The sequence below is a fragment of the Enterobacter cloacae complex sp. 277I4 genome (assembly GCF_050031465.1).
Taxonomy (GTDB): domain Bacteria; phylum Pseudomonadota; class Gammaproteobacteria; order Enterobacterales; family Enterobacteriaceae; genus Enterobacter; species Enterobacter cloacae.
This window is the reverse complement of record NZ_JBLGWC010000001.1, coordinates 4,160,721-4,176,734: the sequence shown is the minus strand read 5'-3', so window position 1 is coordinate 4,176,734 and position 16,014 is coordinate 4,160,721. Positions and strand designations below refer to the sequence as shown.

Sequence of the window (16,014 nt, the reverse complement as noted above, 5' to 3'; positions counted from 1 at the left end):
ATGGACGATCTGAAGATATTTATCGGCGGCCAGTGGCGACACGGTGGCGGCAACCCGATGCAGAGCTATTTCCCGGCAGACGGGTCGATCAACGCGACGTTGAATGCGGCCAGTCCCGACGATCTGCATGACGCGATCGAGGCCGGCGAGCGCGCGTGGCGCGATCCCGCCTGGCGCCACAGCCTGCCGCATACACGGGCGAAGATCCTGCACAAGGTGGCAGATCTCATTGAATCCCGCGTCGACGAGCTGGCGCAGATGCAGAGCCGCGATAACGGCAAGCCGCTGGCGGAGGCCCGCGGGCTGGTAATGAGCGCGGCGGGAACGGCGCGCTACTTTGCCGCCGCCTGCGAGCTGCTGGAAGGGGAACTTCCGACGCCGCGCCAGCCGGATTTACTGACCCTGAGCCGCTATGAGCCGCTCGGCGTGGTGGCGGCCATCACGCCGTGGAACTCGCCGATTGCCAGCGAGATGCAGAAGGTCGCTCCGGCCATTGCCGCGGGTAACGCGGTGATCCTCAAGCCCGCCGAAGCCACGCCGCTGATGGCGCTGGAGCTGGCGCGGATATTTGAACAGGCCGGGCTGCCCGCCGGGCTGCTGAGCGTGCTGCCGGGCAAAGGCTCGGTGATTGGCGATGCGCTGGCACGCCACCCTAAGGTACGCAAAATTTCCTTTACCGGCGGTACCACCACGGGCCGTCACCTGGCCCACGTGGCGGCGGAAAAACTGATCCCGGCATCGCTGGAACTGGGCGGAAAATCGCCGACTATCGTGCTGGAGGATGCGGATATCGAGCAGGCCGCGCGCGGGATCTGCTACGGCATTTTCAGCTCGGCGGGACAGGCGTGCATTGCCGGTTCACGGTTGTTTATCCACGAGAGCCTTTACGCCCCGCTGATGGCGAGGCTGCTGGAGTTAACCCGCGGTCTGCGCGTCGGACATCCGTTTGCCGACGGTGTCCACGTTGGGCCGCTGATCAATGAAAAACATCGTCAGAGCGTACAGGCGTACGTTGAGCTGGCAAAGCGTGAAGGGGGCCGCGTGCTGTGCGGCGGAGAGATCCCGGCCGATCCCACGCTGGCAAGCGGCAGCTTCTTCCTGCCAACGATTATCGAAGGGCTGAGCAACAGCGCCCGTGTCTGCCAGGAGGAGATCTTTGGCCCGGTGCTGGTGGCAATGCCGTTTCGCGATGAAACCTCGCTTATCCGCGAGGCCAACGACTCGGTTTACGGCCTGGCCGCCGGGATCTGGACACGCGATACCGGGCGCGCGCTGCGCTTAAGCGAACAGCTTGAGGCCGGCACGGTGTGGATCAACACCTACAAAGTGTTTGCGATTTCGACCCCGTTCGGGGGCTTTAAAGAGAGCGGTCTGGGCCGCGAGAAGGGCATTCAGGGGCTGAAAGCCTGGATGCAGCAAAAGAGCATTTATCTGGCGACGGGTAACAGCGTCAACCACTGGTGCGACTGAGAAAGGGTGAGCAATGAGCGAAATGATAACCGTCGGCGACGCCATCGCCAGAACGCTGGAGCAGTATCAGGTTGAGGCCATCTACGGCGTCATCTCCATTCACAACCTGCCCATCGCGGATGCAGTAGGGCAGCGCGGCAACATCCGCTTTGTACCGGCACGCGGCGAAGCGGGGTCTGTCACCATGGCTGATGCCCACGGACGTTTTTCCGGCCTTGGCGTGGCGCTGACCAGCACCGGCGCGGGCGCGGGTAACGCCGTAGGCGCGCTGGTGGAGGCGATGAACGCCTGCACGCCGCTGCTGCACCTGACCGGGCAGGTAGAAAAAGCCTGGCTGGATGCCGACACCGGGTTTATCCATGAAACCCGCGACCAGCTGACTTTCCTGAAGGCCAGCTCAAAACGGGCGTATCGCATCAGCAATGCCAGTCAGGCGATAGCGATTTTGCATAAAGCGATTCAGGAGGCGCAGACGCCGCCGTGCGGGCCGGTCTCCGTGGAGATCCCGATTGATATTCAGGGCGCGAAAATTCCGCTGTCGCTGGTGACCGCTCCGGTGAAACCGGCGTCGGTTTCGCCGGTAGATGTCGGGAGTGTTAATGCGCTTTGGGCGCAACTCAAGCAGGCGAAACAGCCGCTGCTGTGGCTGGGCGGCGGTGCGCTGGGCTGCGCGGACGCAGTGAAAAAGCTGGCGGATGCAGGTATCACCGTGATCTCCAGCACTCACGCGCGCGGCGTACTGCCGGACAGCCATCGCGCCAGCCTGCGGGCATTCCACAACTCGCCATCGGTTGAAGCGCTGATCGCGCAGTGTGACTTTACGCTGATCGCCGGTTCACGTCTGCGCAGCAATGAGACCCGTTCATGGACGCTCGAGCTGCCTTCTCCGCGCGTACAGATCGATATCGACCCGGCGGCGGCAAGCCGTAACTATCTGATGGATAACACGCTGGTAGCCGACTGCTCAGCGTTGCTGAGCGCGCTGGCTGAAAAAGCACAGGGGCGTGAATGGGGGAATGCTCAGTGGGATGGTCTGGTTCAGGAGGCGGTGACACAGGCAGAACGTGGGCTGCGTGAACAGTGCGGCGTCTATACGCAACTCAACGATGCCATAGAGAAAGCGCTACCTGAAGATGGCCTGCTGGTGCGCGATATTACCGTTTCCGGCAGCCTGTGGGGCAGCCGACTGTTCCGCGCCAGAGGGCCGCTGATGAATATTCACTCTCTGGCCGGGGCAATTGGCATGGGCCTGCCGATGGCGATTGGCACCGCGATTGCCAACCCACAGCGCAAAGTGGTGGGGCTGGTGGGGGACGGCGGTCTGAGCCTGAATCTGGGCGAACTGGCGACGCTGGCGCAGGAGAAGGCCAACGTGACGTTGCTTATCATGAATGACGGCGGCTACGGCGTGATGCGCGGTATACAGGACAAATATTTCGGTGGCCGTCAGTACTATAACGAGCTGCATACGCCGGACTTTACCCTGTTGGCACAGGCGATTGGCCTGCAGGCATGGAGCGTTGAGCGGGCAGAGGATTTTGATGCGGTGATGACGGAAGCGCTGGCGATGCCGGGAACGTCGGTAGTGGAAGTGCGGATGGGACAAATTGGCGCGCTGAAGTTTGCCGGGCCGCCGCAGAAGACGCTTTACTAGCTGTTTTTCCCTCACCCCGGCCCTCTCCCTTTGGGAGAGGGTTAGGGTGAGGGGACAAACTCAGAACACGTTAAACGGGTATTCCACGTAAGCGCGGATCTCATCCCCGCCCACGTTGTAATCGCTGGCGTTGCTGGAGACGCGCAGTACGGAATAACGCAGTTTCAGCTTCAGATCTTTCGCCGGGCCGTCCTGCACCTGATACTGGATCTGGTTAAACCATTCATGCTCTTTGCCGTTACTGGTTTCAGCGGTTTTAATGTTGTCGCCACGCACGTAGGCGGTGGTCCAGCTCAGACCCGGCAAACCGAGACCGCCAAAGTCCAGCCCGTAAGACGCCTGCCATGAACGTTCGTCTTCACCGTTAAAATCAGACCAGTAGGAGTTCGCCAGCCAGATGGTGTTGCCGCCGTCACCAACACCGCCCTGGTCGCGGTAGCCGCCATAGTTGTAGCCGGTGCTTCCGCTGCTCTGCTGGTACGCCACTTTGAACGTATGGATATCCCAGATGTAGCTCGCCGCCAGGCTCCAGATGGTGTTGCTGCGGCCTGTGTCGAGGCTGTCTGCGTAGCCCTGATCCAGACGCGAGTTGTAGCCGTTAAAATCGAGTACCAGCTGCTGGCCAGTGCTGAACGGCTGTTTGAAATTCATGCCCAGATATTGCTTGTTCATCACCTCTTCATTATGGGAGGCGTACAGCGCGCCGCTGAACTGGTCATTGAACTGGTAGCTCGCCCCGCCGAAGGAGAAGCCCTTGAGGCCGCTGTCGTGGCGATCGTCACTTTTACGCTGCTCGTCGGTGAAATAACCGGCGTTGATTTCCAGACCGTCGATCTCCTTAGAGGTCAGCATGGTGCCGGTGTAGCTTTCAAACAGCAGGCGGGAGCTGTCGGCGTTAATGATTGGCAGCTCGGGACGCTGATTACCGTAGCTGAGTACGGTATTCGAGATGCGCATTTTGGCGGTCGCGCCAAATTTCGCCAGATCGGATTTTGCGCGTCCGTCGTCTTCCTGTTTAAAGAAGTCAATGCCACCTGCGCCGCTCTTACCGCGGCCGCCGTCCAGACGCACGCCATACTGCGCAATGCCGTCCACGCCAAAGCCAACCACTCCTTCGGTAAAACCTGATTCAAAGGTGGCGATGATACCCTGACCCCATTCTGCTTTATCCTGCTGGCCCTGGTGATAATCACGGCTGATATACGCATTGCGTAAAAACAGATCTAAATGGCTGTCATTAATAAAACCCTGGCTGTCTGATTGTTGGCTTGCAACGGCAGGTAATGTGACAAATATGCTTAACGCAACTAACGATAATTCTTTTTTCACGGAGGGAACGTCTCTGTCTTAATATATTAATTTGAATTACTGCGGATTCGATAATTACCCGAAAAGTAACCGATTGCAATAATTATGTGACCAGACATTTCAATGGTGAAGGGCAGGTGTGACGGGGTTTTTGTGGGTGTTACCGATATGTGCGGTTAAGTTAGCAATTCATGCGAAATAAAAAGGAGGCAAATTTGCCTCCTTCCAAAATTATTTAATTCCGTCTGCGGCCATACGGTCGCGAATATGTTGTGCACGCGCTTCTGAGGCCGGGTGATCATCAAACATGGAGCTTTGACGTCCGGCTCCCAGTTTAGCCAGCTTTTCAAAACTGGTGGCTAAACCTGCTGGATTGATACCGCGTTTGCGCAACAGATCGTAGGAGTAGTCATCCGCTTCGGACTCCTGACGTTGAGAGAACTGGGAGTTAACCAGCTTTTCGCCCACATCGCCAAGCTGTGACTGAGACAGGCTGCCCACAATACCGCCCGCAGAAGCCGCCGCCGCGCGGATGGCGTTAGTGCCTAAGGCGACCTGCATCCCTTTCTTCACGTGGCCGAGGGCAACGTGGCCCATTTCATGGCCGATCACCGCTTCCACTTCGTTGTCGGTCATCATGTCCATTAACCCGCTGTAAACGCGGATACAGCCGTTCGCCATGGCAAAGGCGTTCACGTCTTTCGCGACGTACACTTTATAGTTCACCGGCTGACCGTTAATGTTATCGCCAAGCGCAGAGGCAATTTTATTCAGACGCTGCGTGTAGGGACTGTTGGCCGGGGCAATCGTAGCCTTTCCATCCATATCTTTACAGGCCTGGTCGCTCAGGGCTTTAACCTGCGCGTCGCTCAGGGAATAGGCCTGAAAAGCTTCTGCGCCTGAGGACATCAGGCCGTTAGAATCCATATTCTGACAACCGCTCAGCAGGAACGTTGTACCCAGGGCCAGCACTAATGCACGCATTTTCATGAGGTTGCTTCCGTACTCGTTAATCTGAATAAAATCCGAAAAGTACACCGACAGCGAAGCCGGGGTCGGGCTAAGTATAAGGAATATCGACGGGCCCGGGCGAGCAGATTGCGCAACATGCGAGCATGATCCAGAGATTTCTTAAGCGGCAAAAGAATGCTCCATGTACATGGCATGCCGCTTGGGTTACATTGTTGGCACTTTTTTCCGGCGTAGCCCAAAACGCGCTGTCGTCAAGGGCATGGCCTTTAACAGTCCGATCTGGAGTTAAAATGTCCTCACGTAAAGAGCTTGCTAATGCTATTCGTGCGCTGAGCATGGACGCAGTACAGAAAGCCAAATCTGGCCACCCAGGGGCCCCTATGGGTATGGCTGATATCGCCGAAGTCCTGTGGCGTGATTTCCTGAACCACAACCCGCAGAACCCGGCATGGGCTGACCGCGACCGTTTCGTGCTGTCTAACGGCCACGGCTCAATGCTGATCTACAGCCTGCTGCACCTCACTGGCTACGATCTGCCTATCGAAGAGCTGAAAAACTTCCGTCAGCTGCACTCCAAAACTCCGGGTCACCCGGAAGTGGGTTACACCGCAGGTGTTGAAACCACGACCGGCCCACTGGGTCAGGGTATTGCGAACGCGGTGGGTATGGCGATTGCTGAGAAGACTCTGGCGGCGCAGTTCAACCGTCCTGGTCACGACATTGTTGACCACTTCACCTACGCGTTCATGGGTGACGGCTGCATGATGGAAGGCATTTCTCACGAAGTGTGCTCCCTGGCAGGTACCCTGAAGCTGGGCAAACTGGTTGCGTTCTACGACGACAACGGTATCTCCATCGACGGTCATGTTGAAGGCTGGTTTACTGATGACACTGCGGCACGTTTCGAAGCCTACGGCTGGCACGTTGTGCGTGGCGTTGATGGCCACGATGCTGACTCGATTAAACGTGCAGTAGAAGAAGCGCGTGCGGTCACTGACAAACCATCCCTGCTGATGTGCAAAACCATCATCGGCTTCGGTTCTCCGAACAAAGCGGGCACCCACGATTCCCACGGTGCACCACTGGGCGACGCGGAAATCGCGCTGACCCGTGAAGCGTTGGGCTGGAAACACCCTGCATTCGAAATCCCATCTGAAATCTATGCCCAGTGGGATGCCAAAGAAGCGGGTCAGGCGAAAGAAGCGGCCTGGAACGAGAAGTTCGCGGCTTACGCTAAAGCCTTCCCACAGGAAGCGGCTGAATTCACCCGTCGTATGAAAGGTGAAATGCCGTCTGACTTCGATGCGAAAGCGAACGAGTTCATCGCTAAGCTGCAGGCGAACCCATCTAAAATCGCCAGCCGTAAAGCGTCTCAGAATGCGATCGAAGCGTTCGGTCCATGGCTTCCAGAATTCCTCGGCGGCTCCGCTGACCTGGCACCGTCTAACCTGACCCTGTGGTCTGGCTCTAAGCCAATCAACGAAGATGCGGCCGGTAACTACATCCATTATGGTGTACGTGAATTCGGTATGACCGCTATCGCGAACGGTATCTCCCTGCACGGTGGTTTCCTGCCGTACACCTCTACCTTCCTGATGTTCGTGGAATATGCCCGTAACGCCGTGCGTATGGCTGCGCTGATGAAACAGCGTCAGGTGATGGTTTATACCCACGACTCCATTGGTCTGGGCGAAGATGGTCCAACTCACCAGCCGGTAGAGCAGGTTGCTTCTCTGCGTGTCACCCCGAACATGAGCACATGGCGTCCATGTGACCAGGTGGAATCTGCAGTGGCATGGAAATACGGCGTTGAGCGTCAGGACGGTCCAACCGCGCTGATCCTCTCCCGTCAGAACCTGGCGCAGCAGGATCGTACCGAAGAGCAACTGGCGAACATCGCCCGCGGTTGCTACGTGCTGAAGGATTGCGCGGGACAGCCAGAGCTGATCTTCATCGCAACCGGTTCTGAAGTTGAGCTGGCTGTTGCAGCCTGGGACAAACTGACTGCCGAAGGCGTTAAAGCGCGCGTGGTTTCCATGCCGTCTACCGATGCGTTCGACAAGCAGGATGCTGCTTACCGTGAATCCGTACTGCCTAAAGCCGTTTCCGCACGCGTGGCGGTTGAAGCGGGTATCGCTGACTACTGGTTCAAATACGTGGGTCTGAACGGCGCTATCGTCGGTATGACCACCTTCGGTGAATCTGCTCCGGCAGAGCAGCTGTTCGAAGAGTTCGGCTTCACCGTTGAGAACGTTGTCGCTAAGGCGAAAGAACTGCTGTAATTGCCGTTTTGCCCGGTGGCGCTTACGCTTACCGGGACTACAAATGGCTCGAAAGTAGGCCGGGTAAGCGCTAGCGCGCCACCCGGCTTTTTTGTAGGCACTATTCCTCAGACATGTAACTGCTCTGTAAATTATTCCATCCAAAATGTGACGCAAGTCATATAGCTCGCTTATTCATCTGGACAGACATTCCTTTTATTCCCCGATTCGCTTATTCTTGCTGAAGCGTTTCAGTCGATTAAATGTTCGACAATTGACCAATCAATCGCAGTTTGTGATAGCAAAGATTCCCCTTCGGGCGTAGCTGGATTACTCTTTCAGCCACCTCGAACTCAGGGATAGCTTTGCAGGAGATCTATGACCGTACGCGTAGCGATTAATGGCTTCGGTCGCATCGGGCGCAACGTGGTTCGTGCTTTATATGAATCCGGGCGTCGGGCGGAAATTACCGTGGTGGCAATCAATGAACTGGCGGATGCTGCGGGCATGGCGCATTTATTGAAATATGACACCAGCCACGGACGCTTTGCCTGGGACGTGCGCCAGGAAAGGGATCAGCTGTTTGTCGGTGACGATACGATCCGCGTACTGCATGAGCGCAGTATTGCCGCGCTACCGTGGCGTGAACTGGGTGTGGATGTGGTGCTTGACTGTACCGGCGTATATGGCAACCGCGAACACGGCGAAGCGCATCTCACCGCCGGCGCGAAAAAAGTCCTGTTCTCTCATCCCGGCAGTAACGACCTCGACGCAACGGTCGTTTTCGGCGTCAATCAGCATGAGCTGCAAGCCGAACACCGTATTGTCTCCAACGCCTCCTGCACCACCAACTGCATTATTCCGGTCATTAAACTGTTAGACGATGCATATGGCATTGAATCCGGCACCGTGACCACGATTCACTCCGCCATGCACGATCAGCAGGTCATCGACGCCTACCACCCGGATTTACGACGCACGCGTGCTGCGAGCCAGTCAATCATCCCGGTGGACACAAAGCTGGCTGCCGGGATCACCCGAATTTTCCCGCAGTTTAATGACCGTTTTGAAGCGATTGCCGTGCGTGTACCGACGATAAACGTCACCGCAATTGACCTCAGCGTGACGGTGAAAAAACCGGTAAAAGCCTGTGAAGTCAACCTGTTGCTGCAAAAAGCGGCACAGGGGGCATTTCATGGTATAGTTGACTATACGGAATTACCGTTGGTCTCAGTGGATTTTAACCACGACCCGCACAGCGCCATTGTTGATGGCACGCAAACGCGCGTCAGTGGCGCACACCTTATCAAGACGCTGGTCTGGTGTGATAACGAATGGGGCTTTGCTAACCGAATGCTCGACACCACGTTAGCAATGGCTGCCAAAGGTTTCAGGTAAGACGCATCGTGCGTCTGCAAAACTTTAAGAATCAACGAGAGGATTCACCATGTCTGTAATTAAGATGACCGATCTGGATCTGGCTGGTAAACGCGTTTTCATCCGTGCGGATCTGAACGTGCCAGTTAAAGATGGCAAAGTGACCAGTGACGCGCGTATCCGTGCATCTCTGCCAACCATCGAACTGGCTCTGAAGCAGGGTGCGAAAGTGATGGTGACCTCCCACCTGGGTCGTCCAACTGAAGGCGAGTACAACGAAGAGTTCTCTCTGCTGCCGGTTGTTAATTACCTGAAAGACAAACTGTCCAGCCCGGTTCGCCTGGTAAAAGATTACCTGGATGGCGTGGAAGTGGCTGCCGGTGAGCTGGTGGTGCTGGAAAACGTTCGCTTCAACAAAGGCGAGAAGAAAGACGACGAAGCACTCTCCAAAAAATACGCGGCGCTGTGCGACGTATTCGTAATGGATGCATTCGGTACTGCGCACCGTGCGCAGGCGTCTACCCACGGTATCGGTAAATTCGCAGACGTTGCGTGCGCTGGTCCTCTGCTGGCTGCGGAACTGGATGCGCTGGGTAAAGCACTGAAAGAGCCTGCTCGTCCAATGGTTGCCATCGTGGGTGGTTCTAAAGTTTCTACCAAACTGACCGTTCTGGATTCCCTGTCTAAAATCGCTGACCAGCTGATCGTTGGCGGTGGTATCGCGAACACCTTCGTTGCCGCTCAGGGCCACAACGTTGGTAAATCCCTGTATGAAGCAGACCTGGTTGACGAAGCCAAACGCCTGCTGGGTACCTGTGATATCCCGGTTCCAACCGATGTTCGCGTTGCCACTGAGTTCTCCGAAACGGCGACTGCTACCCTGAAATCAGTGAACGACATCAAAGATGAAGAGCAGATTCTGGACCTGGGCGACGTTTCTGCACAGAAACTGGCTGAAATCCTGAAAAACGCAAAAACTATCCTGTGGAACGGTCCTGTTGGCGTGTTCGAATTCCCGAACTTCCGTAAAGGGACTGAAATTGTTGCTAACGCTATCGCAGACAGCGAAGCGTTCTCTATCGCAGGCGGTGGTGACACCCTGGCAGCAATCGACCTGTTCGGTATCGCTGACAAAATCTCATACATCTCCACTGGTGGCGGCGCATTCCTCGAATTCGTGGAAGGCAAAGTTCTGCCAGCAGTAGCAATGCTCGAAGAGCGCGCTAAGAAGTAAGCCATTCAAGGGCAGGGAAACCTGCCCAATTTTCAGCGCGCTTTAAGAGCTCGCACCTTTTCTAACGGCCGAAGATACAGGACTAAGCAACATGTCTAAAATTTTTGATTTCGTAAAACCTGGCGTGATCACTGGTGATGACGTTCAGAAAGTGTTCCAGGTAGCTAAAGAAAACAACTTTGCTCTTCCAGCAGTTAACTGCGTGGGTACTGACTCCATCAACGCCGTACTGGAAACCGCTGCAAAAGTTAAAGCGCCGGTTATCGTACAGTTCTCTAACGGCGGCGCTGCGTTCATCGCAGGTAAAGGCGTGAAAACTGACATTCCTCAGGGTGCTGCAATCCTGGGCGCTATCTCTGGTGCGCACCACGTACACCAGATGGCTGAACACTACGGTGTTCCAGTTATCCTGCACACTGACCACTGCGCGAAGAAACTGCTGCCGTGGATCGACGGTCTGCTGGACGCGGGTGAAAAACACTTCGCGGCTACCGGTAAGCCACTGTTCTCTTCTCACATGATCGACCTGTCTGAAGAGTCTCTGGAAGAGAACATCGAGATCTGCTCCAAATACCTGGCGCGCATGTCCAAAATGGGCATGACCCTGGAAATCGAACTGGGTTGCACCGGCGGTGAAGAAGACGGCGTGGACAACAGCCACATGGACGCTTCTGCTCTGTACACTCAGCCAGAAGACGTTGATTACGCTTACACCGAGCTGAGCAAAATCAGCCCACGCTTCACCATTGCAGCGTCCTTCGGTAACGTACACGGCGTTTACAAACCAGGTAACGTGGTTCTGACCCCAACCATCCTGCGTGACTCTCAGGAATACGTGTCCAAGAAACACAACCTGCCGCACAACAGCCTGAACTTCGTCTTCCACGGCGGTTCCGGTTCTTCTGCTCAGGAAATCAAAGACTCCGTAAGCTACGGCGTAGTGAAAATGAACATCGATACCGACACCCAGTGGGCAACCTGGGACGGTATCCTGCAGTACTACAAAGCGAACGAAGCTTACCTGCAGGGCCAGCTGGGCAACCCGAAAGGCGAAGACCAGCCGAACAAGAAATACTACGATCCACGCGTATGGCTGCGCGCAGCGCAGACGTCCATGGTGACCCGTCTGGAGCAGGCATTCAAAGAGCTGAACGCGATCGACGTTCTGTAATTTGAGCTGCTGACAGCATCAGGAGGCCCGCAAACGCGGGCCTTTTTTTATGCTTTTTCAATACCCTGTCAGATCGGTTTTTGTGATCTGTTTGGCAAAACTTGCGCTTTTTGTTTACCCTTTACGGACCTGCCTGTCTCCATGGGGGATGGATTTGTGTTTTGGTTTAACAAAAGGAAGAATAAATGGAACAACTCGATGTTGTAGACAGCATCAATAACGCCGGTAACTGGCTGGTGCGCAACCAGGCGCTGCTGCTGAGCTACGCCGTGAATATCGTCGCGGCGATTGCCATCATCATCGTCGGGATGATCGTGGCGCGTATTGTATCGAATGCGGTCAACCGGGTGATGGTAGCGCGACATATCGACGCTACGGTGGCTGACTTTCTCTCTGCGCTGGTGCGCTATGGCATCATCGCGTTTACGCTGATTGCTGCACTGGGGCGCGTGGGGGTACAAACGGCATCGGTGATCGCCGTGCTTGGTGCCGCGGGTCTGGCTATTGGTCTGGCGTTACAGGGCTCGCTCTCAAACCTGGCGGCAGGCGTTCTGCTGGTCACCTTCCGTCCGTTCCGTTCCGGTGAGTATGTTGATCTGGGCGGCATTGCCGGTACCGTACTGCAGGTACAAATTTTCTCTACCACTCTGCGTACCGTTGACGGGCGTATCGTTGTGGTCCCGAACGGGAAAATCATCGCGGGCAACATTATTAACTTTTCTCGCGAGCCGGTGCGCCGTAACGAGTTAATTATCAGCGTGGCGTATGATTCCGATATTGATCAGGTGAAATCGCTGATTGCTAACATCATCGCCTCCGACGATCGTATTCTGAAAGACAAAGAGCAGACCGTGCGCCTGCACGAGCTGGGTGCTTCCTCTATTAACTTCGTGGTGCGTATCTGGAGCAAAAGCAGCGATCTGCAAAACGTGTACTGGGATGTGTTGGAGCGTATCAAACGTGAGTTTGACGCCAACGGCATCAGCTTCCCGTATCCGCAGATGGACGTAAACGTCAAAAAAGTAAAAGAAGCCGAATAACGTCTCCCGTAGGCCCGGTAAGCGCTAACGCCACCGGGCTTATCTTTTATTAGCCATGCTAATACCCAATTAATATTATCAATTTCCTCTAATGTTCTTCTCGCAGTATAGTCTGCTCCAAAGACAACTCAGCGAGATTAATGTCATGTTATCGTATTATTTTCAGGGGCTTGCGTTAGGTGCAGCCATGATCCTTCCCCTCGGTCCGCAAAATGCGTTTGTCATGAACCAGGGGATTCGCCGTCAGTATCATCTGATGATTGCCCTGCTGTGCGCGGTAAGCGATTTACTGCTGATTTGTGCCGGGATTTTTGGCGGGAGTGCGCTGCTGATGCAGTCACCCTGGCTGCTGGCGCTGGTGACCTGGGGCGGGGTCGCCTTCCTGCTGTGGTACGGATTCGGTGCGTTAAAAACGGCAATGAGTAGTAACCTGGAGCTGGCGAGCGCCGAAGTGATGAAGCAGGGGCGCTGGAAGATCATCGTCACCATGCTGGCGGTAACGTGGCTTAACCCGCACGTCTATCTCGACACGTTTGTGGTGCTCGGGAGTCTGGGTGGGCAACTGGACGTTGAGCCGAAGCGCTGGTTTGCCCTGGGCACGGTGAGCGCCTCCTTTCTCTGGTTCTTTGGCCTCGCCATTCTGGCGGCGTGGCTGGCACCCCGTTTGCGTACCGCCAAAGCCCAGCGGATCATCAACACGCTGGTGGGCGTGGTGATGTGGGTCATTGCCTTTCAGCTGGCGAAAGAGGGGATTCATCATGTTCAGGGATTGTTCAACTAAGCGTTGTCTTATGGACAACTGAGCAGGACCCGCTAAGCTTGCTGGCATGCGCCCTGTTGTTAGGGCACTCTTCGCAACATGGAGGAATGACAGTGAAGTTTAACGTGATGGCCCTGGCGGCATTAGTAAGTTTGGGTGCGGTGTCTGTTCAGGCGAATGAATTGCCAAATGGTCCGCACATCGTCACTTCCGGCACCGCCAGCGTGGATGCGGTACCGGATGTTGCGACGCTGGCAATTGAAGTCAACGTGGCCGCGAAGGATGCCGCTTCCGCCAAGAAGCAGGCTGACGATCGTGTTGCGCAATATCTCTCTTTCCTGGAGCAGAACGGTGTTGCCAAAAAAGACATCAGCTCTGCGAACCTACGTACTCAGCCTGATTACGACTACCAGAACGGCAAAAGTATCCTGAAAGGCTATCGCGCGGTGCGTAGCGTTGAGGTGACCGTCCGCCAGCTGGATAAGCTGAACTCCCTTCTGGATGGCGCGTTGAAGGCGGGTCTGAACGAAATTCGTTCCGTCTCACTGGGCGTTGCGCAACCGGAGAAATACAAAGACGAAGCGCGTAAAGCGGCAATTGACGATGCGATGCATCAGGCGCAGCAGCTGGCCGCTGGCTTTAAGAGTAAGCTCGGCCCGGTGTATAGCGTGCGTTACCACGTCTCTAACTATCAGCCAAGCCCGATGGTACGGATGATGAAAGCCGATGCGGCGCCGGTATCTGCTCAGGAAAGCTATGAGCAGCCGACCATTCAGTTCGACGATCAGGTTGATGTGGTGTTCCAGCTGGAGCCGACGCAAACTCAGCAAACTGAGACGGCTAAGGCGCAGTAATTTGCCCTCACCCTAACCCTCTCCCACAGGGAGAGGGAATTCAAGCGATTAATCCTGTCTCAACACCTTGTGCCCGTATGCCAGCAGCGCGTCGGTGACGTTGCGCATCATGCGGCTTTCCGGCGCAAAACGGTGCCAGTAAAGCATCCGGCGCTGATACAGCCCCGGCGTCAAATCAATCAGCTCACCGCTTTTCAACTCCTTTTCAATCTGCAGGTGCGGGATCATGCAGCAGGTGGTTCCCTGACGCGCAAGCTGCACGAAGGCTTCAGACGAGTTCACGATGTGGCACGGCACGCTGCCCGGTGGCAGGTCAAAGTTTTGTTGCAGGAAAGCCTGATGCATATCGTCCAGATGGTCGAACGCCACGGCAGGCGCCTTAAGCAGCGCGGCGCGGGTGACGCCATTGGGGAAGTAGCGCTCCGCAAAGGCTTTTGAACCGACAAACAGGTAATCCAGCGCCCCCAGTTGATCGACCAGGCAGCTTGGCAGTGCCTGAGGCTGAATACTGACCGCCCCGACCACTTCACCGCGACGCAGGCGTTCCTGGGTGCGGGTTTCATCTTCAACCTGCAGATTAAGACGGATAGGGGAATCGGCCAGAACCGGGGCGAGGGCGGGCAGCAGCCAGGTTGCCAGACTGTCGGCGTTCACCGCCAGCGACAGCAGCAACGGCGTAGAACCCGTTTGTTCATCACCCAGCCATTCGTCTTCCAGCAGTTCAACCTGACGGAGCAGGGCGAGGAGCTTTTGTCCTTGCTCTGTTGGACGCGGTGGCACGGTACGCACCAGCAGTGGCTGCCCGAACATGTTTTCAAGCTGTTTGATACGCTGTGATACGGCGGACTGAGTAATACACAGCTTTTGCGCTGCGCGCTCAAAACCGCGTTCACGAATAACTGCATCAAGTGCCTGTAGTGTTCTGTAGTCCGGACGTTTCATTGCTCTGGCTTACTCCTTAATTTTGCTTAATCTGCACTATGACACAATTTTCCCTTTGTGGCAGACGAATTCCACCTCACGTGTTCTATAATGCGCCCTAAGTTTTCATACCACAGGCAAAACGATCATGACGCAGGATGAACTGAAAAAAGCAGTAGGATGGGCCGCGCTCCAGTACGTGCAACCGGGTACTATCGTCGGTGTGGGTACGGGGTCGACGGCGGCACACTTTATCGATGCGCTGGGCACGATGAAGGGGCAGATCGAGGGCGCGGTTTCGAGCTCCGATGCTTCCACGGAAAAGCTGAAAAGCCTCGGCATTACCGTTTTCGATCTGAACGAAGTGGACCGTCTGGGGATCTACGTTGATGGCGCGGATGAAATCAACGGGCATATGCAGATGATCAAAGGCGGCGGCGCAGCGCTGACGCGTGAAAAGATCATCGCCTCCGTGGCCGATAAATTCATCTGTATCGCGGATGCATCCAAGCAGGTTGATATTCTGGGTAAATTCCCGTTGCCGGTTGAAGTGATCCCAATGGCGCGCAGCGCCGTGGCACGTGAGCTGGTAAAACTGGGCGGACGTCCTGAATACCGTCAGGGTGTGGTCACCGATAACGGCAACGTGATCCTCGACGTTCATGGCCTGGAAATTCTCGACGCGATCGCGCTCGAAAACGCCATCAACGGCATTCCGGGCGTGGTAACAGTAGGGTTATTCGCCAACCGTGGCGCGGATGTTGCGCTGATCGGCACGGCTGATGGCGTGAAAACCATCGTAAAATGATCTGACGGGGGGAGTCCTCCCCCCGCTAAAAAAAATTTGAAAAGCTAAATTCGGTGACATGTGTCACGTTTTTTGCCCCTCTCTTGCTGAACCTTCCGCATTCACAAATATTTCCAGCATTTTACACTGCTATTTTGCGCTGTATGACTTTTCTTCAGAGTGCCGACGCAAACGTTCATATTGC

The 16,014-nt window shown here is 55.7% G+C and carries 13 protein-coding genes; 10 read left to right on the top strand and 3 right to left on the bottom strand.

Annotation, left to right across the window (positions count from 1 at the left end; all coding sequences use genetic code 11):
- Complete coding sequence (locus ACQG19_RS20295) at positions 1-1,470, top strand: aldehyde dehydrogenase (RefSeq protein WP_222168917.1); 1,470 nt, start codon at positions 1-3, stop codon at positions 1,468-1,470.
- Positions 1,471-1,483: 13 nt separating this feature from the next.
- Complete coding sequence (locus ACQG19_RS20290; RefSeq protein ID WP_246932811.1) at positions 1,484-3,124, top strand: thiamine pyrophosphate-binding protein; 1,641 nt, start codon at positions 1,484-1,486, stop codon at positions 3,122-3,124.
- A gap of 60 nt (positions 3,125-3,184) precedes the next feature.
- Here the strand turns inward: ACQG19_RS20290 and ACQG19_RS20285 are convergent, their stop codons facing one another.
- Together ACQG19_RS20285 and ACQG19_RS20280 are read right to left on the bottom strand one after the other, a co-directional pair.
- Positions 3,185-4,453, bottom strand: coding sequence for an OprD family outer membrane porin (locus ACQG19_RS20285; protein WP_045293232.1), 1,269 nt, complete (start codon positions 4,451-4,453; stop codon positions 3,185-3,187).
- A 210-nt stretch (positions 4,454-4,663) separates the two neighbouring features.
- Entirely contained in the window at positions 4,664-5,422 is a 759-nt protein-coding gene (locus tag ACQG19_RS20280; protein WP_246932813.1) for a M48 family metallopeptidase, read from the bottom strand.
- Positions 5,423-5,694: 272 nt separating this feature from the next.
- On the opposite strand from ACQG19_RS20280, the gene tkt reads away from it, so the two are divergent.
- The 7 genes from tkt (at position 5,695) to ACQG19_RS20245 (ending at position 14,101) form a co-directional block, all read left to right on the top strand.
- Positions 5,695-7,686, top strand: a complete 1,992-nt coding sequence (gene tkt / locus ACQG19_RS20275) for a transketolase (RefSeq protein ID WP_246932814.1) — start codon at positions 5,695-5,697, stop codon at positions 7,684-7,686.
- Positions 7,687-8,043: 357 nt separating this feature from the next.
- On the top strand, positions 8,044-9,063 hold the full coding sequence (gene epd / locus ACQG19_RS20270) for an erythrose-4-phosphate dehydrogenase (RefSeq protein ID WP_014833195.1): 1,020 nt from the start codon (positions 8,044-8,046) through the stop codon (positions 9,061-9,063).
- 49 nt (positions 9,064-9,112) lie between these two features.
- The gene (gene pgk / locus ACQG19_RS20265) at positions 9,113-10,276 is read left to right on the top strand and encodes a phosphoglycerate kinase (RefSeq protein WP_013098635.1); all 1,164 of its coding nucleotides are present in this window, start codon (positions 9,113-9,115) and stop codon (positions 10,274-10,276) included.
- Positions 10,277-10,367: 91 nt separating this feature from the next.
- Positions 10,368-11,447, top strand: coding sequence for a class II fructose-bisphosphate aldolase (gene fbaA, locus ACQG19_RS20260; RefSeq protein ID WP_013098634.1), 1,080 nt, complete (start codon positions 10,368-10,370; stop codon positions 11,445-11,447).
- 185 nt (positions 11,448-11,632) lie between these two features.
- Positions 11,633-12,487: a small-conductance mechanosensitive channel MscS gene (locus tag ACQG19_RS20255; RefSeq protein WP_013098633.1), complete on the top strand. Its 855-nt coding sequence runs from the start codon at positions 11,633-11,635 to the stop codon at positions 12,485-12,487.
- A gap of 145 nt (positions 12,488-12,632) precedes the next feature.
- Positions 12,633-13,268 carry an arginine exporter ArgO gene (gene argO, locus ACQG19_RS20250; RefSeq protein ID WP_013098632.1) on the top strand — a complete coding sequence of 212 codons (636 nt, stop codon included), beginning with the start codon at positions 12,633-12,635 and terminating at the stop codon, positions 13,266-13,268.
- 92 nt (positions 13,269-13,360) lie between these two features.
- The gene (locus ACQG19_RS20245) at positions 13,361-14,101 is read left to right on the top strand and encodes an oxidative stress defense protein (RefSeq protein ID WP_013098631.1); all 741 of its coding nucleotides are present in this window, start codon (positions 13,361-13,363) and stop codon (positions 14,099-14,101) included.
- A gap of 48 nt (positions 14,102-14,149) precedes the next feature.
- On the opposite strand, the gene argP is transcribed toward ACQG19_RS20245, so the two are convergent.
- A complete protein-coding gene (gene argP / locus ACQG19_RS20240) occupies positions 14,150-15,043 on the bottom strand; it encodes a DNA-binding transcriptional regulator ArgP (RefSeq protein ID WP_008499727.1) in 894 nt (297 codons plus the stop codon).
- 127 nt (positions 15,044-15,170) lie between these two features.
- Here argP and rpiA point away from each other — a divergent pair, with 127 nt between their 5' ends.
- Positions 15,171-15,830, top strand: coding sequence for a ribose-5-phosphate isomerase RpiA (gene rpiA / locus ACQG19_RS20235; RefSeq protein WP_013098630.1), 660 nt, complete (start codon positions 15,171-15,173; stop codon positions 15,828-15,830).
- Positions 15,831-16,014: the final 184 nt, after the last annotated feature.